The following is a 19,088-nucleotide window of genomic DNA, read 5'->3' on the forward strand; positions in this document are numbered from 1 at the left end:
ATGCGTGCACTAATTACAGGGATAACGGGATTTGTAGGTGCTCATTTAGCTGAAGAACTACACAATCAGGGATATGAAGTGTTTGGGACAACTAGAAAAAGTTGTCCTAATGCTATGTTTGCAAACTCTGCAATTCAAATTATTCCGATGAATTATAATAGTGAAGAAGATATTTTAGAAATACTAAATAAAATAAAACCTCATGAAATATATCATTTAGCCGGACAAAGTTCAGTTAAAATGTCTTGGGAAAATAAAGTGGATACATTAGAAACCAACATAATTTTAACAGTTAAACTCCTAGAAGCTCTTCGTAAAAGTGATGTGGCTGATAGTGCGAAGTTGCTTATGATTGGATCTTCAGAAGAATATGGTTCCATTGACAATGAAAATACGCCTATCACTGAAGAAGCTGTTTTAAGGCCGATAAGTCCATACGGGGTATCGAAAGCCAGTACTTCATTGTTATTTCAGCAGTATGTTAAAGTATATGGCTTGAAGCTTCTTTATGCGAGACCCTTTAACCACATTGGACCAGGACAGGATATTGGTTTTGTTACTTCTGATTTTGCAAAGCAAATAGTAATGATAGAAAAAGGTATTCATTTACCGAATATTTCTGTGGGGAATTTAGAAGCACAGAGAGATTTTACAGATGTACGTGATATTGTAAGTGCCTATACGATGTTGGTTGAAAAAGGCCAAATCGGAGAAATATATAATATATGTTCTGGGAAACCTCACGCGATAAAATATATTTTAACTTATTTATTAGATTTGAGTTTCAATAAGAATATCCAAGTCAAACAGGATGAAAATAAAATGAGACCATCTGAGTTTCCAATTTACATAGGGGATTCAACAAAAATTCAAGAGCATATTGGTTGGGAAACTACTTACTCTATCGAAAAATCGTTACAAGATATTTTGAATTACTGGAGAATTATGATTTAAGGAGCTAGTTAAATGTTAAAAAAAATCAAGGAAATATATAATTATCGACAAATGCTTGAAAGTATGGTTTTAACAGATCTTAGAACCAGGTATAAAGGATCATTTTTAGGATTCTTTTGGACGCTTTTAAATCCATTGTTAATGCTCGCCGTGTATTCAATGATTTTTAAGTATGTCGTGCGAATATCCCTAGAGAACTACACGTCTTATCTTTTTATTGGGATTATTAGTTGGAACCTTCTAAGTCAATCTCTTACATCAGGAGCTACAGCTGTTGTTCGAAATGCCGGTTTAGTAAAAAAAATATACTTTCCTAAAGAGATACTTCCGCTGTCAGTTGTTATCGGTGGGATCATTAACTTTTTATTGAGTTTAATTGTTCTCTTTCCAGTCCTTCTATTCTCTCATATAGAAATGGGATGGCCTTTATTGTTTCTTCCCATACTCTTAGTGGTATTTTCTATATTCACACTAGCTTTAACAACATTGGTTTCTTGCTTAAATGTTTATTTTCGCGATTTAGAACATATTATAGGTGTTTTTATTATGGCATGGTTCTACTTAACACCAATTGTTTTCACATCAGATATGATTCCCGCAGGTTTGAAAACTGTATTTAATCTTAATCCGATGACCACTATAATGGAAGGCTTCCATGATGTGTTCTTTTACAACAAAGTACCTGATTTATCCATTTTGTCAGTAATAGCAGTTCTTTCAATAGGACTATTGATCATATGTTACGCTACATTTGCTAAGTTAAGTAGAAATTTTGCAGAAGAGATCTAAGGAGTGTGCTCTAATGGATGCAATTTCCATTAAAAATGTTACCAAATCTTTTAAAATATTCTCTGAAAGAAGTGCGACCTTAAAAGATAGAATTGTTAATCGAAGAAGGAATAACTTTCAACAGTTTTTTGCATTAAAAGATGTGTCATTGGATATTCAGAAAGGCCAGACCTTAGGGTTTGTTGGACGAAATGGTTCTGGTAAAAGTACCTTACTTAAGTTATTGACAGGAATACTGTATCCTGATAGTGGTGAAATAGAAGTGAAGGGGAAGGTTTCAAGTTTATTGGAGCTTGGAGCTGGTTTTCATCCCGATTTTACAGGGAGAGAAAATATTTTTATGAATGCCGCTATACTTGGGTTGAGTAAAAAAGAAATAAAAATGAAATTAGATAAAATAATTGCATTTTCAGAGCTGAAAGAGTACATTGACAATCCAGTTAGGAACTATTCATCTGGTATGTATATGAGACTCGCTTTTTCCGTGGCAATAATGGTCGAACCAGATGTCCTATTAATAGATGAAGTACTGGCCGTAGGAGATGCTGCATTTCAACAAAAATGTATGGATCAATTATTAAAAATGAAAACAAGAGGTGTAACAATAGTCTTTGTATCACATGACTTAGGTGCCATGGAAAAACTGTGTGATCGAGTAGTTTGGATTAATAAAGGCATTGTGTCGAGTGATGGCAAGCCAAAAAAAGTTATTGATCAGTATCTCTCCCATCTAGCTGCTGAGGAGAACAATCGATTGATTCAAGAAACTTCAACTGTTATGGATGAGAATAAAACAATAGAAGAAACTCAAACAGAAATTATTATAAGTGAGACAGAACAGAAGTCCGATCCACAAAGATGGGGGAATCGGTTCGTAGAGATCACTAATGTTTATTTCACTGATTACAATAATCAAAATAAGCTGAGTTTTTTATCAGAAGATGAAATGATTCTTAAGATTAGATATAAAGGTAATAAAAAGGTGGAAAATCCAATATTCGGACTAGCGATTCACACAATTGATCATATCCACTGTTATGGTACAAACACGTTTATTGACTATTATAAAATTAAAGATATTTATGCTAATGATGAAGGGGAGATTCACTTTAAAATCCCTACATTAAATTTAGGTTCAGGAACGTACCTAGTAACGACAGCAGTACATGATGAACATGGGAACCAGTATGATTTTCACGATAAGAGGTTTTCGTTTCAAGTCACTAGTCTTTCTAAAGATTTAGGGATTGTGAAAATAGCTCATACTTGGGAACAAAGTGTTTAAAAAGGAGGAGTCTAGGATGTCTGAAAATAAAATTACCCCTGCTAGTATAATGCATCAGATACGCTCAGGAGTTAGAAAACAAGAACTTCAATTGAGTTCAAATGATAAAATTAAAGAACTCATGATTGATACGATTACATTAGATAGTGATTTACACGAATCCCTTCATTTATTAAATTCCAAAATCAATAGATTAGTTCACCGAGTCACTCCAAACATGCCAGTAGCTTTTATGGAACCGCGGTTGGTATCGCGTTATAAAATTTTGAATAAATTCATTACACCACTAAGGAAATTTGGGAACAGATTATTCACGAAATGGTATGTCGATACAATAACAAATCAACAGAAATATTTGAATAATGATATATGGTTTGGATTGAACAATTCAATTGAAATTATTGTGGAGCAGAACAAATTAATTACACATTTAGTTGGACAAATTTCTGGTTTGGAAAAAAAAACTGATAATTTTCAAGAGTTTATAACTGAGTTTAATCAGAAGTACACGTTGAAAGATTTTCATTATTCGGATTTTGCAGAACGTTTCAGCGGATCTGGGGAAGAAGTGAAACGGATTTTCACGCAGTACTTACAATATTTTAAGATAACCGATACAATTATTGATATTGGATGCGGTAAGGGGTATTTTTTGGAATTATTGAAGGAAAATACCTTTAAAGGTATTGGAGTCGATACTGATTTGCGTTTAATTCAAGTATGTAAAGATAAAGGTTTAGAGGCCTATGTACATGAAGGTGGCGACTATCTTTTTGAACAAAATGATTCTAGTATTGATGCTGTATTCTTCGCTCATGTAATCGAACACTTGACCGTACCTCAAAAAATTGCTTTCTTAAATCTTTGTTATCAAAAATTAGTAGTTGGAGGAGTTTTAATAATTGAAACCCCAAACACAACCTCTAACTACGTAATGAATAACTTGTACTATTTAGATCCAACTCATGAAAAACCATTATTTCCTGAAGCACTAAAGCATTTAGCAGAGATGGCGGGATTTAATGTTATTAATTCTTATTTGAGTGAAAAAGTTGAAAATATAGAATCAGAAATACAATACTATAATTTCTCGTTAATATTGGAAAAAAATTAGGCAAGGGGATTCGGGATGAAGATAGCAATTGTAACTCCTTGGTTTACAGATAGTATTTCTGGAGGAGCGGAAAGATTTGCAGGCGGAATTGCAAAAAGTTTACATGATGCAGGTTGTAATGTTGAAATATTAACTACCTGCGGCAAAGATTCTTTTTGGGATTGGGATAAGAATTTCTTCGAAGAGGGGATCAATGAAATAAATGGATTGTCAGTTCGTAGATTTCCGCTTAGAAAAAGAAATAAAAAAAAATATGAAGAAATATTAGGTAAACTCCTTAATAAAGAAGAAATTAAATATTCTGAGGAAATGCAATTGTTTCATGAAACTGTAAATAGTGATGCAATGTATAGGTACATTACTGAAAATGAGGATGAATATATATTTCTCTTTATTCCGTATATTTTCGGTACTTCTTACTGGGGTAGCAAAATGGTTCCGGAAAGGAGTTTTTTAATTCCTTGTCTCCATGATGAAGATATGGCATATTTGGAATCTATAGGACATATGTTCGCTAGAGTGAAAGGGATTCTTTTTAATACAATCGAAGAGCAACAACTTACAGAAAAACTTCACAATATTGATATAGAGGATTCAGTTATTTCTGGAGGAGGAGTAGAACTCAATTATATTCCTGATAATACCGACTTCAGAAAAAAATATGGTATAGAAAGTGACTACTTCATATATGTAGGTAGACTAGTTGGTGGAAAAAACGTTCCTCAAATGCTTGAGTTTTTTAATAGATATCATAATGAGAATAGAAATGATGTAAAGCTTTTGGTGGTAGGAAAAGGCGAAGAACAGATAATAGAAACCATAAAACAATCCAAGGGTATCATTCATATGGGAGAATTAAATGATGGAGATAAATTTAATGCTATTGCAGGAAGTATAGCGTTAATACAACCTTCATTAATGGAGAGCTTTTCTATAGTTATTATGGAGAGCTGGCTCTGTGAAACTCCTGTAATTGTTCATGAAGGTTGTGCAGTAACCAAGGGACACTGTGACCGAAGTGAAGGTGGGTTTTACTACAAAGACTATGAATCGTTCAAGTCAGTGTTGAATATTTATCTATCATCAAAAGGAGATGCGGTGGAGATAGGAAAAAAGGGCAAGGAATATGTTGAGAAAGAATATACCTGGGAGCATACAGCTAAACGAATAATTGAATTTCTAAATAAAAAAGGGTTTAGCAAGGAGGATCTTTTATCTTGAGAATTTTAATAGATATTCAAACACTATTCACAGATGAAAAAAAAAGAGGGATTGGAATATATACGTATCATTGGCTTGAGACTTTAACCTGTCAGAGTGTAAATGATAGATTCTATTTAATGAAGAAGAAAGAGAATAAATGGTATTTTTGTTTCATTTCAAAATTTGTTGATTTTGATGTAAGGCTAATTGATGAGAGATATTGGTTTGAACAAGATTTAGAGGAATTCATAATACGAAAGGCTATTGATATTGTCCATTTTACTAGCCCTTATATGTTTGATGTGGATATTCCTAATATAAAGAATAGTAAAGTGAAAAAGTCATATTTGGTTTACGATCTTATTCCTCTAGCGTTGGAACGGGATTATTATTTGAAATGGCCTAAGAATGTGCAATCTCTCTATGATGAGAGATCACAGAAATTAAAAGAGGCAGATCTGATATTAACAATATCAGAGACATCAAAGCAAGATCTTATTAAGTTTTTAAAAATTGAATCAAAAAAGATTAATGTTATATATGCTTCCACTAATGAAATATTGTTTAATCCCAAAGAGAAATCTAAGCAGAAGGAATTATTGGAAGATGAATTAGGAATAACCACCCCCTTCATATACTCTTTAACTGGATATGATCCCCGCAAAAACAATAAAGGGCTTATAAGTGCTTTCTCGAATTTGTCACGAAATCATAGCAATTTGAAATTGGTCATCGGTGGGATAAAACAACCTATAGAACAGAAGGAATTTATTGATTTCGCAATTAGTAAGGGATTGAGTACGGATCGCTTACTATTATTAGGATATGTTTCTGAAGAGTCTTTGGTTGCACTGTATCAGGAATGTGAGATGTTCGTTTTTCCTTCCTTATATGAAGGATTTGGATTGCCAGTTTTGGAAGCAATGAGATGTGGTGCCCCAGTTATTACAAGTAATTGTTCTTCATTACCTGAAATAGTAGGTCAATCTGCTATACTTGTAGATCCTAGAAGCGAACAAGCTATAGAAAGTGCAATGGAAAATTTGCTTTCAGATAGTGTGATGCGAGACAAACTCATTGCACAGGGATATCAACAATCTCGCGATTTTTCTTGGGATTTTGTCGTTTCTAAGAGCTTATTAAATTTTAAAGAATTGGTATATGGGATAATTAATACAAAAGAGGATAATATTAATAAACCTAAATTAGCATACCTTAGTCCGTTTAACCCTCAAACATCAGGGATCTCCGATTATAGTGAAGAGTTGCTATTTTTTTTAAAAAATTATTACGAAATAACTATTTTCGTTAACGATTATACACCAAATAACAAATTTATTAGCGAGACATTTGAAATTATTGACATTAGTGTACATCAAGGGGCATTGGAGCATTTTGAAAAAAGGCTTTACCATGTGGGTAATAACGAATACCATAAATGGATCATTGAAGCACTAGAAAAGTATCCAGGCTATATTGTACTGCACGATTATAATTTATTCGGATTCTTTATGTATACTACTTACCTAAAAGGAAATACGGATGCGTTTGTTCATGAATTAATATATAATAGCGGAGCTGAAGGTGAAGCTGCGGCAAGATCATTATTAAATTCAAATACAATTCCTGAAAGTCAACAGTTTCCACTTAGCAACAGAGTTGTTGATTTAAGTAATGGTGTCATCGTTCATAGTAATTGGGTTAAGAAGTCAATACTTTTAAATAACAGCTATAATGGTGTAATCGAGGTGATTCCTCATGGTTTTACTTTAGAACCTCTTGAGGATGAAGATACTACAAAACCACGCAAATTGAAGAACACAAATGAGTTCACAATAGGTGTTTTTGGAAATGTTATCCCAAATAAAAGAATTGATGTTGTTATAAAAACGGTATCAAGACTTTTGGAAACGAATGAAGAAGTGCATCTATACATTATTGGTCATGCTGAAGAAAGCTATAAAAAAGAATTATTAAAACTAGTAGACGATTTAAAGCTTAAAAGAAAAGTCACATTTATAGATTCACCAGATATTGATAGTTTTAAAACACATATCAAAGAAAGTGACTTATGTATTAATTTGCGTTGGCCTTCAATGGGAGAAACCTCAGGTACTTTAATGAGATCATTAGGATATGGCATTCCTTGTATTGTATCTAACACTGGTTCATATATGGAATATCCTGATGAATGTGTTTGGAAAGTAGACATAGACGGGTATGAAGAGGAATTATTATTAGCTTACTTAATAGAGTTATGTAATAATCCTAGACTACGAAATGAAATGAGCTCAAATGCAACTAGATATGTAAAGGAAAAATGTGATTTTAGTATTACTGCAGGTTTATACGAGAATTTCATAAATTTTTCATAGTAAGGGGAATATAAATGCTATTTATTATTATTTTATTTTTGTTTTTTCTTACTATATCCTCTGCATATGGCAGCTTATTTAAAATACTTATAGAGAAAGGTTATATTAGCAATATTCAAGGGATATGTTTTTTGTATCCCTTCTTTGGTTTTTCCATCTTATCGGGTATCTCACAGTTTTTTGGAATTTTTATAGGAGCTAAATTTTTTAATCCATTTATTATTATTGGTGGAATTATTATTATGTTAATGAGATTTTTCAAGTACAGATTTAAAAATGAGTTGGTAATGGGAAAGGTAGCTAAACTAAATACTATTAATATTTTTATTTTCGGGGTCATCTTTTTAATATATTTATTTCCTAGTATTTATGTTGGCTTCCCTACATCTTTTGCAAGTATTAATAATGACCTTATTTTTTACTTATCTATACCGGAATGGCTAATCGACAAAGGATATTTCTCAACAGCTATATCTGACAATCTACATCCCTTTTTCTCAATAGCTGAACTACATTTTTCTAGATTCTCAAGAGTAGGAGCAGATTATTTTAATACTCTAGCTATGACTTTCTTCAATACTGATGCGGTTCACACCTTTAATGAAATTTCCTGCTTTTTTGTTCTTTTATTTTCACTTTCTGTATTTTACACATGTAAATATAGTTTTCAATTATCTAATTGGATTGTGCTAACAGCTGTTGCTTTATCAACAGTTAATACACTATTATTTTGGATGTTTACAACACAGTATATGCCACAAATTGGTGGTAATGCATTTTATGTATTATCGGCTGGGTTTATTTATCAGATTATTCATGAGAAAAAGATCCATTTAGTTATTCCCACAAGTTTATGCATCTCTGGTCTTATTGCTATTTATAGCGAATATACTTTGTATTTATTGATACCAACAATGATATTTTTAGGTATTTCGATTTTAAAAGATTTTAAGAATACTAAAATTTATATGAAAATATTACTCTATACTTTCTTGATCACTGCATTATTGAATCCAACAAGCACATTTTTAGCTATAAAATATAATATATTCGCTTATACAACTACTCAAAATGCAATTGGCATCGTGGAGTATATTCCTTTCTTTAACCAAATACTGATGGTGTTCGGGATTAAAACTCTTGACTATGCCATTCCACCGCTATTGCCTACTTTTGTTGGTTTATTATTGTTAGGTTTCGTTCTATTAGGATTATTCAAAGTGAAAAGAGGTTTAAGGGAATATTTATGTGTATATTTTTCCTTTATAATTATTCTATTATTGTATTTGAATTTTATTAATAAGTTTCCATATGGATATTATAAAACATTAATGTTTGCTCAACCATTTGTAATAGTATTATTTTCAATCGGTGTAAATTCATTCAAACTTAAATATAATTATTTCAGGTATTTTACATATGGGGCATTGGTCATAATTTTATTGTCTAATCTTCTCCAAATTGGAAAGTTAGAAAATATTATTCTTAATAAAGGGCTTCTAGTTACAAAAGAGTATACTGAGATGAGAGAAATAAATAAATTAATACCAGAAAATGAAGTGCTATCTATCGAAGATGTAACAAAAGATGAACAACATATACTTGCATTTTTCTTAAAGGAAACAAAAATATCATATAAAAATCCAAACTCTTACTTCACTCCATATACTGTTCCTGAACTGCAATCGATTTACACTTTAAAGGGCAGTCAAGATATATTGAATTATAATAATGCCTTGATTTGGCATAATGAAAAATTTCGTTTGTACAAAAACTTTAATATATCAATGATCGAAGGTTGGCATGGTTTGGAGGACTGGAATGGGGTCCCTACACGATGGACAAAATCCGAATTTATTCTTTCTGCAAAATCATTAAATACGAGTGAATTCTTTATTAGTTTCAATCCTATCTTCCCACCAAATGTTACAGAAAGAACTATTCAAATTTATATTAACGATAAACTTATTGAGGAGAAAAAAATAAAGAATAATAAGGTATTCACAACATCAAAGTTAAAAATTGAATTGAACATAATAAATAATATAAAGTTTGTAGTCAAAGAAGGAACGGTACGTGTCGGGCAAGATACTAGAGAATTGGGGATTGCATTGCAAAATGTGGAAATAATTAATTAGTGCTACTTAATGATAGTATGTTATAAACTTTAATATATTATAACGATAGTTGGTGTTTTATTTTGTCAAGGTCAACTCTTACCAGTGAGAAAAGAATTAAAAGGAGTAAGAATATTAAAGAATTTGTGAAATACAGCTTTTGGGGAGCTGTGACTACAGGCATTAACCTTTTACTGTTTTTTTTATTGGAGAGTTTGGGTTTATATTATATTATTGCGAATATAGTAAGTTATATATTTGCAGTTTTTGTAAACTACATTCTAAACAGAAGATTTGTCTTCAGTAACCATTCATCAGAGAATAATGGTAAACAATTCTTTAAATTTTTCATTGTGAGATTAGTATCTTTATTAATAGATAACAGTTTGTTTTATTTATTGGTATCAACTTTACATTATAATGTGAATATTTCTAGAGTGGTTCTTAGTTTGGGTATTATTATTGCGACTTTTGGTGTAAATAAATTTTTTGTATTCAGTATAAAGAAGAGGTGAACAAAATGAGATTAAAGATATTAATTGTTCTTAATTATTATTACCCATATATAAGTGGCCTCTCTGAATGTGCTAAATCATTGGCTGAGGAATTGGCAAAAGAACATGATGTTACAGTGCTGACGGCTAAACACGAGAAGAATCTTTTGGGATTTGAAATAATTAATGGAGTTAAAATAGAGCGTGCTGATTTATTATTTAAAATAAGTAAAGGTTATATAAGCTTGGATTTTTTGAGCAAGTTTTATAAGCATCAAAAAAATGCTGATATTGTAAATCTCCATCTACCAATGGCAGAGGCGGCTTTCATAAGTCATCTAACGAGCAAAGAAAAACTAATTCTAACCTATCAATGTGATGTGAATTTACCTCGATCTATGGCGAATTCAATTATAGTGAATCTAATGGATAAGTCCTCTCGATCTAGCTTTAAAAGGGCTAGGGGAATTGTAGTTAGTTCTTATGATTACGCACGAAGTTCCAGAGTTTTACCGAAATTTAAAGATAAATGGTTGGAGATACACCCTACTTCTTCATTCTACAAAGAATTTAACTCTTCTCATAACAGATCACAAAGAGAAGAAATATATGTGGGTTTTTGTGGTAGGATTGTTGAAGAAAAAGGCATAGATATTCTACTTCAAGCAGCTCCCATTGTTAAAAAGGCATTACCAAATGTTCGATTTTTAATAGCGGGTGATTTCAACAATGTAGCTGGCGGAAGTATTTACGAAAGTTTAAAGCTTAAAATTGGTTGGGATGAATCGTATGTGGAGTTTTTAGGAAGGTTGTCAACTCAACAATTGATTGATTTTTACTATTCTCTTGACTTATTTGTACTGCCTAGTACTAATTCTCTAGAAGCTTTTGGAATGGTGCAAATCGAAGCCATGCTTGCCGGAGTTCCTGTAGTTGCATCTCATCTGCCTGGTGTTAGGGAGATAACCAGAAGGACTGGCATGGGAGAAACAGCAAATCCTAAGGATGTTGAACAACTGGCTGAAGTAATAATTAAAGTTCTAAAAGACAGAGATCATTATATTAAGGAAAAGTCATTTATTAACGAAATATTTGGTGTAGAAAGTGCGGCGGCTAAATATAATGTTTGTTTTAAAGAAGTCTTAAATCTGAAAGCTAAAACTTAGCTTTCGCGAACACCCCCTGTGTCATGCTAGTTGTCGTACCTCTCAATAGTATGTAAAGTAGATTAAAAGAGAGACTGAGGTGGAGCGACAATGGCTAGATACAGTGACGAACTCAAACATAGGATTATGCAGCGGATGATGCCCCCAAACAATGAATCGGTGAGTCAGATCGCAAGGGACAGCGGCCTCGGGGAAGGCACCTTGTATAAGTGGCAGAAGGAAGCCCGGGCGACCGGTGGCGTTTTCCCTGGTGGTGAAAAGGAAACAGAGAAGTGGAGCACCCGAGACAAGTTCGCCATTGTTGTCGAGACAGCCACACTAAGTGAGATCGAATTGTCTGAGTACTGTCGAGCAAAAGGTCTGTTTGTTGAACAAATCGAAGCCTGGCGTGACGCCTGTATGCAAGCCAACGGAGGCGTTGCTGAACAAGCCACCCGGCTGCAAAAAGAACTACGTAACAAAGAACGAGAGAACAAGAACCTTGCCCGCGAGTTAAAACGAAAAGAGGCCGCCTTAGCCGAAACCGCTGCCTTACTGGTGCTTCGAAAAAAGGCCCGAGCGATTTGGGGGGACCCCGAGGACGAATGATTCCTGCCTCAGATCGTCAAATCGCCATCACCCTTATCGGGGAAGCCGTACAGGCAGGAGCAAGAGAAAGAAAGGCTTGTCTAGAGCTCTCTTTGACCCAACGAACGTTACAGCGCTGGCGTAGTGAGCGAACGCCGCTCGAAGATCAACGACCCCATGCCATTAAGCGAGCGCCTTCTCATCAACTCAGCGAACCCGAAGTACAGCAGATTGTTTCCGTAATCAATCAAGTGGAATTTAAGAGTTTACCACCCAGTCAGATTGTCCCTAGACTCGCAGATCAAGGGATCTATCTCGGTTCCGAGTCTACCTTTTATCGGGTCATGCACAAGTATCAGCAACAGCATCACCGTGGGCGTAGCCTAAAGCCTACCTCTAAACCTCTGACTAGCCACTGCGCCACCGCACCCAATCAAGTCTGGATGTGGGATATTAGCTGGTTGCAGGGTCCGATCAAAGGCGTGTTTTACTATCTCTATCTCGTGCTCGATTTATACAGTCGTAAAATCGTAGGCTGGGAGATTTGGGAAGAAGAATCCTCCGAATATGCCAGTCAGCTCATGCGGAGAACCGTGTTGAGTGAGCAATGTGCCGTTCGAAAAAGCCCGCTCATTCTGCATTCGGACAACGGTAGTCCTATGAAAGGCGCGACTCTGCTTGAAACGTTATACAGTTTGGGCATTATTCCATCCCGCAGCAGACCGCGAGTCAGCAATGACAATCCCTATGCGGAATCTATTTTCAGAACCTGTAAATACCGCCCAAACTACCCTCTCAAAGGCTTCGGATCAAGGGATGAGGCACGGGAATGGACCCTACGATTTGTCCGTTGGTACAACACCGAGCATCGCCACAGTGGGTTAAATTTCTTAACCCCCAATCAAAGACATTCAGGTCTTTCTGAAGAAATTTTTGAGAAGAGAAAGCACGTCTATGAGGCAGCAAAAGCGAAAAATCCTAGCCGTTGGTCTGGAGAGACACGCAACTGGAAACTGAATGAAAAAGTATGGCTCAATCCTGAAAAAGACGGAGTTATGGACACCGATGAAGAACAATTAAAATGACTACATACATTCTATGAAATCACGACAACTGTCTTGACAATTACCGAACAGGAGATACGATAATGTACTATTGTTTTGTTCCTTTTGTGGCTTGGTTCATTGCAGGCACTCTTAAATATCTAATTAATAAATTCAGGTTTGGCGAACAAGCAGCACAGCTCATTGGAAACGGGGGCTTTCCAAGTAACCATACGACAATTGTGACTACAACTACTTGGTTAATAGGATTAAGAGAAGGCTTTGAATCTCCAATGTTTGGTTTGGGAGTGGCTTTAGTGATGGTAGTTATTTTTGATGCGACAGGATTGAGAAGGTATGTTGGACAGCACGCTAAAAATATTAATATAATTAACTCAGAATCAACAATTAAACTTCGTGAAAGAATAGGACATACTAAAGTTGAAGTGATCGGCGGTATTTTGTTGGGTATGTTATTAGGGTATTTAATATATATTTTTTAGTAGGAGTGTATAAATTGAATCACAATCTTGCTTTGCCAAAGAAAAAAACTTTATTCACTATTATTTTAGATATATTGTATGAAATGCGCATAAAACAATGGACTAAAAATCTTCTCGTTTTTGCATCTGCTATTTTTTCTGGAGCAATTCTTAATCCCTCCACTTTAATTAATGCTTTCATAGCATTTATTTCCTTTTCATTTATGGCAAGTACAATTTATATAATTAATGATATTGTTGATGTTGAAAAAGATCGACTTCATCCTGAAAAACGCCATAGGCGAATTGCATCTGGTGCTATTAGTATTCCAGTAGCAATATCCATAGGGATTATTACTTTTTTAATTGCTGTAGGATTGGCTTATACTATTAATTACTATGTAATAATGGCCGTACTTGTTTATTTCGTGATGAATCTTTCCTATAGTCTATATTTAAAACATGTTGTGATAATCGATGTAATGATTATTGCAGCAGGATTTGTGCTGAGGGCTGTGACGGGAGCGTTGGCTGTAGACGGAGTTCTTACTTCATGGTTTATCCTATGTACGCTTGGACTTTCTTTATTTTTGGCACTTGGAAAGCGAAGACATGAATTATTATTATTTAAGGATGATCCCACTAACCAACGAAAAGTATTGACCTTCTATAGTGTGGAATTACTAGATCAACTAATAACTATTATCACTGGAGTTTTGATTATGTTTTATTCTATGTATGCCGCCTCAGAAAAGCCAGCCATGATGTTTACGATTCCCTTTGTACTTTACGGTATTTTTCGATATTTTTATTTGATTCATATGAAAAATGCTGGTGGAAAACCTGAGGAGATACTATTAAATGACAAACACATTTTGGTTACTGTCCTTCTTTTTTCTATTTTAGTAGTTGTTGTGAAAAAATTTGTATAACACAAATGAAGTATAAAGCTGAAGAACTAGTTAGATAAGGGGGCTATTTTAGTGAAAGGCATAATCCTAGCAGGCGGCACTGGATCACGGCTGTATCCTCTAACCAAAGTGACCAACAAACATCTTCTCCCTGTTGGGAAATACCCCATGATCTTTCATTCCATCTACAAACTCAACCAAGCCGGTATTCAAGACATTCTCATAGTCACTGGCAAAGAACATATGGGAGATGTGGTGAATCTGCTTGGAAGCGGAAAATCTATGGGCGTATCCTTTACTTATAAAGTGCAGGATGAAGCTGGCGGAATTGCTCAAGCTCTTGGATTAGCAGAGCAATTCGTTGGAGAAGACCAAAGTGTTGTTATTCTTGGTGATAACGTATTTGAGCTGAATATATTACCATATGTTAAGAACTTTGTGACTCAACGAACTGGTGCTAAGATTCTAATTCAAGAAGTATCTGATCCACAGCGTTTTGGTGTGCCTGAACTGCAAGAAGATAAGATCATTTCGATTGTGGAGAAGCCAGATTCTCCTAAAAGTGGATATGCTGTTACCGGCATTTACATGTTTGATAACAAAGTGTTCGAAATTATTAAGACGCTAACTCCCTCAAATCGTGGAGAATTGGAAATAACGGATGTAAACAATGCATATATTAAAAGAAATGAACTGACATATGATGTCCTTGGTGGTTGGTGGACGGACGCTGGAACACACGCCTCCCTAGCTAAAGCGAATGAACTAGCTAAGGATATTCTGTATAATGATGATTTTGGTAAATTAAAATTATAGGTATGAGGAGGAACTCCCAGTATGCATGTCACTCCTTTAAGGTTACAAGGCGCAAGCCTTCTGGAACCGGTGGTCCACGGCGATCATCGGGGTTTTTTCATGGAAAGCTATAACGAAGAAATAATGCATAAACTTGGAATTAACAATCATTTCATCCAAGATAACCAATCTCTCTCCGCAGAAGTGGGTGTACTGCGTGGTCTGCATTACCAGTTGAACCCTAAGGCTCAAACTAAATTAATCCGCGTATTATCGGGTGTTATTTACGATGTGATTGTGGATATCCGCCGGAACTCTCCAACGTTTGGACAATGGGTCGGTGTTATTCTTAGCGAATACAATAAGCGTCAACTGCTCGTGCCTAAAGGATTTGCCCACGGCTTCTGTACATTGGTTCCGAACACCCAAGTCTTGTATAAGGTGGACGAATACTATTCCCCAGAGCATGACCGCGGCATATTATGGAATGATCCAGCACTGGGTATTGATTGGCCGACTTCGAGTCCTGTATTATCGGACAAAGACCAACGTCATCCATTGCTGAAGGATGCAGAGTTGAACTTTGAATAGTAAATTATTTTAAAGAATAAAAGGTGGGTTTTCACATGAAATTGCTAGTTACCGGCGGAGCCGGGTTTATCGGCAGTAACTTTGTAATATATATGCTGCAGCAGCATCCGGAATATAAGATTCTCAATGTAGATGCGTTGACTTATGCTGGGAATTTGGAAAACCTGAAATCGGTTGAAGGAAACCCGAATTATACTTTTGCGAAGGCAGATATTACTGATGTACAGGCAATGGATGCACTATTTAGTCAGGGTGTAGATGTGGTTGTCAATTTTGCAGCTGAATCTCATGTGGATCGGAGTATTTTGGAGCCTGAGGTATTTGTGAAGACGAACGTACTTGGTACTCAAGTTCTCTTAGATGCGGCTAAAAAGTATAGTGTAACTAAATTCGTTCAGGTCTCTACGGATGAGGTTTATGGTTCGCTTGGAGCTACAGGTTTATTTACGGAAGCAACTCCGTTAACTCCGAACAGTCCATATTCCGCCAGTAAGGCCGGTGGAGATCTGCTCGTGCGTGCGTACCATGAAACATTTGGACTACCTGTTAATATCACTCGCTGCTCGAACAATTACGGTCCATACCAATTCCCTGAGAAACTGATTCCGCTGATGATCTCACGTGCACTTGTAGATCAAGCTTTGCCGGTCTATGGCGATGGGATGAATATCCGCGATTGGCTGTATGTTGAGGACCATTGCAGTGCGATTGATCTGGTTATTCATGAAGGTGTGAATGGTGAAGTCTATAATATCGGCGGCAATAACGAACGTACGAATGTGCATATTGTGAATACAGTGCTGCAGGAACTGGGCAAACCAGATTCTCTGATTACTTATGTTCAGGACCGTCCAGGTCATGACCTTCGTTATGGAATTGATCCAACCAAGATTACTAAAGAGCTGGGCTGGAAACCAAAGCATACGTTTGAGACGGGAATTAAAGAAACTATTCAATGGTATCTGAATAACAGAGACTGGTGGACCCGTATTCAATCTGGTGAATACCAGAAATATGCTGAGCTGCAATACGGCAGTCGTTTGGGAGATTCGTTATAATGCCTACGATGAAGGTGCTTGTTACTGGATCGGCTGGACAGTTAGGTCAGGATGTTGTTTTGATGCTGCAGCAGCAAGGTCATGAAGTTTTAGGCTGTGACCGGTTAGAGATGGATATTACTGATCTTGATGAGTGTGTCAAAGTCATTGGTGACTTTGGTCCTGAGGTTGTCATTCATTGTGCTGCCCACACTGCAGTAGACGCGGCAGAAAGTGACATTGATGCAGCTTATCTAATCAACGCTACAGGAACGCGCAACGTAGCACTAGCTGCAGAGAAGGCTGGAGCCAAGCTGGTGTATATCAGCACGGATTATGTTTTTGATGGTTTGGGTACACAGCCTTACCACGAATACGATAATACTGATCCGCAGAGCATATATGGCAAGTCGAAACGGGCCGGAGAAATAGTAGCCCAAAGCTTATCCTCCAAGTATTTTATTGTACGCACCTCTTGGGTTTACGGTAAATATGGAAATAACTTTGTGAAGACGATGTTGAAGCAGGGTCAGGAGAAGCCTTTACTGCAAGTGGTGGATGACCAGAAGGGTTCACCTACGTATACCGTAGATTTGACGAGATTCATTCTTGAACTAATCCAGACGGAGAAATACGGGGTCTACCATGCTTCTAACAGTGGAGCCTGCACGTGGTATGAGTTTACAGGTGCGATTTTTGCCGAGGCCGAAGATATACTGGGCTTGAGCTTTACAGCCAAGCTTGAACCTTGCGGTACGGAGCAGTTTCCACGGCCAGCGCCGCGTCCGCGCAATTCGGTAATGGAGCATTTGTCTATCCGGACAAACGGGTTCCAGGATATACGTCACTGGCGTGAGGGTCTTAGAGATTTTCTACTGGAACTAAAGGAATAGAAGAGTATCATGGACAACTCCCTATCGTTTATAACGGTACGGGAGTTTTTTGTTTATATTCGCTATAATAGAAAGAAACAGTCAGAGAATAATAGTTTCCGCTTTTGAAAAAATGAATTCGAGGATGAGTCATGAATAACAAAACAGTAAGCATACATATCGTTGCCTACAACAGCGCGGACGACATCATCGAATGTCTGACGGCAGTACTTGCACAGGATTATCCAATTGAACAAATTGTTGTGGTGGATAATGCATCGGGAGATGGATGTGCCGAGAATGTGAGAGCATTCTTCAGTAAGTCTGAGGTAACTTCTTCAGGAGTTAGTGAGGTAGCTTCCGCACCGAGTGTCGAAGTCAAACGTCCCAGCCTCCTCCTCCTGCCAAACCTAACCAACACCGGCTTCGCCCCTGCCCACAACCAGGCTATAGCCGCGTCGAAGTCAGACTATTGTCTTGTCCTTAATCCCGACCTGACGCTTGCCCCTGACTATGTGTCGAGACTCGTTGCGAGGATGGAGGCCAATCCGCTAATCGGAAGTGCTACAGGCAAGCTTCTATTGAAGGCTGATCCTCAGCTTGTCGATAGTACAGGACTACGGATGAATAAGGCTCGACGTGCTTTTGATCGTGGTGCTGGGGAACTGGCGGTTAATTGGCAGCAATCCGGGCCTGTATTCGGGGTGTCTGGGGCGGCGGCGATGTACTCCAGGCGAATGATCGATGATATTAGTGTCGACGGTGAGTTTTTTGACAGTGACTTTTTTGCCTATAAGGAAGATGTGGATGTAGCTTGGCGGGCGCAACTGCTGGGCTGGCAGGGATATTACGAGGCAGAAGCTATTGGGTATCATGAGCGCGGTTGGAAGACATCTGGGCGGGATAGCAAGCCGCTGTTCATCCGCCGGATTTCTTATATTAACCGCTATAAAATGATCTATAAAAATGAACGAGCGCGCACATGGCTGAAGACGCTAATCGTTTCGCTACCGTATGAGCTTGCAGCACACGGGTATATGCTAATTAAGGAGCCTCAGCTAATCAAGGCGTGGACATCCTTTTTCACCCAGCTGCCACAACTCAGAAAGAAACGACGAGCTATACAGGCTAGAGTATCCCGGTAGAGATCAGGCTAATTTAGAAGGATCACGCAGGAGATATAGCTGGTCAAGCTAACTAAACCCAATACACTTATGGAAAAACCTCCCTGAAAAGGCCTCTCCTTTCAAGGAGGTTTTGTGTTATAATATTTGTCGATAGATTACTATTTTT

At 36.6% G+C, this 19,088-nt stretch carries 16 protein-coding genes and 1 pseudogene; all 17 read left to right on the forward strand.

Annotated elements, in window-relative coordinates; genetic code table 11:
* Positions 1-954, forward strand: a complete 954-nt coding sequence (locus H1230_RS04045) for a GDP-mannose 4,6-dehydratase (protein WP_239714353.1) — start codon at positions 1-3, stop codon at positions 952-954.
* A 12-nt stretch (positions 955-966) separates the two neighbouring features.
* A complete protein-coding gene (locus H1230_RS04050) occupies positions 967-1,743 on the forward strand; it encodes an ABC transporter permease (RefSeq protein WP_239714354.1) in 777 nt (258 codons plus the stop codon).
* Positions 1,744-1,756: 13 nt separating this feature from the next.
* Complete coding sequence (locus H1230_RS04055) at positions 1,757-3,028, forward strand: ABC transporter ATP-binding protein (protein WP_239714355.1); 1,272 nt, start codon at positions 1,757-1,759, stop codon at positions 3,026-3,028.
* A 16-nt stretch (positions 3,029-3,044) separates the two neighbouring features.
* Positions 3,045-4,142, forward strand: coding sequence for a class I SAM-dependent methyltransferase (locus H1230_RS04060; RefSeq protein WP_239714356.1), 1,098 nt, complete (start codon positions 3,045-3,047; stop codon positions 4,140-4,142).
* Positions 4,143-4,157: 15 nt separating this feature from the next.
* Complete coding sequence (locus H1230_RS04065; RefSeq protein ID WP_239714357.1) at positions 4,158-5,363, forward strand: glycosyltransferase family 4 protein; 1,206 nt, start codon at positions 4,158-4,160, stop codon at positions 5,361-5,363.
* Positions 5,360-7,720: a glycosyltransferase gene (locus tag H1230_RS04070; protein ID WP_239714358.1), complete on the forward strand. Its 2,361-nt coding sequence runs from the start codon at positions 5,360-5,362 to the stop codon at positions 7,718-7,720. Before H1230_RS04065 ends, H1230_RS04070 begins: the two co-directional genes overlap by 4 nt.
* A 14-nt stretch (positions 7,721-7,734) precedes the next feature.
* Positions 7,735-9,858 carry a hypothetical protein gene (locus tag H1230_RS04075; protein ID WP_239714359.1) on the forward strand — a complete coding sequence of 708 codons (2,124 nt, stop codon included), beginning with the start codon at positions 7,735-7,737 and terminating at the stop codon, positions 9,856-9,858.
* A 125-nt stretch (positions 9,859-9,983) separates the two neighbouring features.
* Positions 9,984-10,352 carry a GtrA family protein gene (locus H1230_RS31575; RefSeq protein WP_481857162.1) on the forward strand — a complete coding sequence of 123 codons (369 nt, stop codon included), beginning with the start codon at positions 9,984-9,986 and terminating at the stop codon, positions 10,350-10,352.
* A 5-nt stretch (positions 10,353-10,357) separates the two neighbouring features.
* Positions 10,358-11,497 (forward strand): glycosyltransferase family 4 protein, encoded by a 1,140-nt coding sequence (locus tag H1230_RS04080; protein WP_239714360.1) that lies wholly within the window; start codon positions 10,358-10,360, stop codon positions 11,495-11,497.
* A gap of 90 nt (positions 11,498-11,587) precedes the next feature.
* Positions 11,588-13,149 (forward strand): annotated as a pseudogene (locus H1230_RS04085) (IS3 family transposase).
* A 62-nt stretch (positions 13,150-13,211) separates the two neighbouring features.
* The gene (locus H1230_RS04090) at positions 13,212-13,610 is read left to right on the forward strand and encodes a divergent PAP2 family protein (protein WP_239714361.1); all 399 of its coding nucleotides are present in this window, start codon (positions 13,212-13,214) and stop codon (positions 13,608-13,610) included.
* A gap of 14 nt (positions 13,611-13,624) precedes the next feature.
* Entirely contained in the window at positions 13,625-14,521 is an 897-nt protein-coding gene (locus H1230_RS04095) for a decaprenyl-phosphate phosphoribosyltransferase (protein ID WP_239714362.1), read from the forward strand.
* Positions 14,522-14,572: 51 nt separating this feature from the next.
* Positions 14,573-15,316 carry a sugar phosphate nucleotidyltransferase gene (locus tag H1230_RS04100; protein ID WP_239714363.1) on the forward strand — a complete coding sequence of 248 codons (744 nt, stop codon included), beginning with the start codon at positions 14,573-14,575 and terminating at the stop codon, positions 15,314-15,316.
* A 21-nt stretch (positions 15,317-15,337) separates the two neighbouring features.
* Positions 15,338-15,886, forward strand: coding sequence for a dTDP-4-dehydrorhamnose 3,5-epimerase (gene rfbC / locus H1230_RS04105; protein WP_239714364.1), 549 nt, complete (start codon positions 15,338-15,340; stop codon positions 15,884-15,886).
* A gap of 35 nt (positions 15,887-15,921) precedes the next feature.
* On the forward strand, positions 15,922-16,944 hold the full coding sequence (gene rfbB, locus H1230_RS04110; protein WP_239714365.1) for a dTDP-glucose 4,6-dehydratase: 1,023 nt from the start codon (positions 15,922-15,924) through the stop codon (positions 16,942-16,944).
* Between the two features lie 8 nt (positions 16,945-16,952).
* Complete coding sequence (gene rfbD / locus H1230_RS04115) at positions 16,953-17,816, forward strand: dTDP-4-dehydrorhamnose reductase (protein WP_239717089.1); 864 nt, start codon at positions 16,953-16,955, stop codon at positions 17,814-17,816.
* A 131-nt stretch (positions 17,817-17,947) separates the two neighbouring features.
* Positions 17,948-18,940, forward strand: coding sequence for a glycosyltransferase family 2 protein (locus H1230_RS04120; RefSeq protein ID WP_239714366.1), 993 nt, complete (start codon positions 17,948-17,950; stop codon positions 18,938-18,940).
* The last annotated feature ends 148 nt before the right edge of the window (positions 18,941-19,088 follow it).

Origin of the sequence: Paenibacillus sp. 19GGS1-52 (assembly GCF_022369515.1) — a bacterium.
Lineage (GTDB): Bacteria > Bacillota > Bacilli > Paenibacillales > Paenibacillaceae > Paenibacillus_AQ.

What these genes read in the sequence shown, in the direction of transcription:
- H1230_RS04090 (WP_239714361.1), top strand. Translation starts at nt 13,212, where the DNA reads ATGTACTATTGTTTTGTTCCTTTTGTGGCTTGGTTCATTGCAGGCACT.
- H1230_RS04060 (WP_239714356.1), top strand. Translation starts at nt 3,045, where the DNA reads ATGTCTGAAAATAAAATTACCCCTGCTAGTATAATGCATCAGATACGC.
- rfbD (WP_239717089.1), top strand. Translation starts at nt 16,953, where the DNA reads ATGAAGGTGCTTGTTACTGGATCGGCTGGACAGTTAGGTCAGGATGTT.
- rfbC (WP_239714364.1), top strand. Translation starts at nt 15,338, where the DNA reads ATGCATGTCACTCCTTTAAGGTTACAAGGCGCAAGCCTTCTGGAACCG.
- H1230_RS04045 (WP_239714353.1), top strand. Translation starts at nt 1, where the DNA reads ATGCGTGCACTAATTACAGGGATAACGGGATTTGTAGGTGCTCATTTA.
- rfbB (WP_239714365.1), top strand. Translation starts at nt 15,922, where the DNA reads ATGAAATTGCTAGTTACCGGCGGAGCCGGGTTTATCGGCAGTAACTTT.
- H1230_RS04065 (WP_239714357.1), top strand. Translation starts at nt 4,158, where the DNA reads ATGAAGATAGCAATTGTAACTCCTTGGTTTACAGATAGTATTTCTGGA.
- H1230_RS04050 (WP_239714354.1), top strand. Translation starts at nt 967, where the DNA reads ATGTTAAAAAAAATCAAGGAAATATATAATTATCGACAAATGCTTGAA.
- H1230_RS04055 (WP_239714355.1), top strand. Translation starts at nt 1,757, where the DNA reads ATGGATGCAATTTCCATTAAAAATGTTACCAAATCTTTTAAAATATTC.
- H1230_RS04075 (WP_239714359.1), top strand. Translation starts at nt 7,735, where the DNA reads ATGCTATTTATTATTATTTTATTTTTGTTTTTTCTTACTATATCCTCT.
- H1230_RS04080 (WP_239714360.1), top strand. Translation starts at nt 10,358, where the DNA reads ATGAGATTAAAGATATTAATTGTTCTTAATTATTATTACCCATATATA.
- H1230_RS04120 (WP_239714366.1), top strand. Translation starts at nt 17,948, where the DNA reads ATGAATAACAAAACAGTAAGCATACATATCGTTGCCTACAACAGCGCG.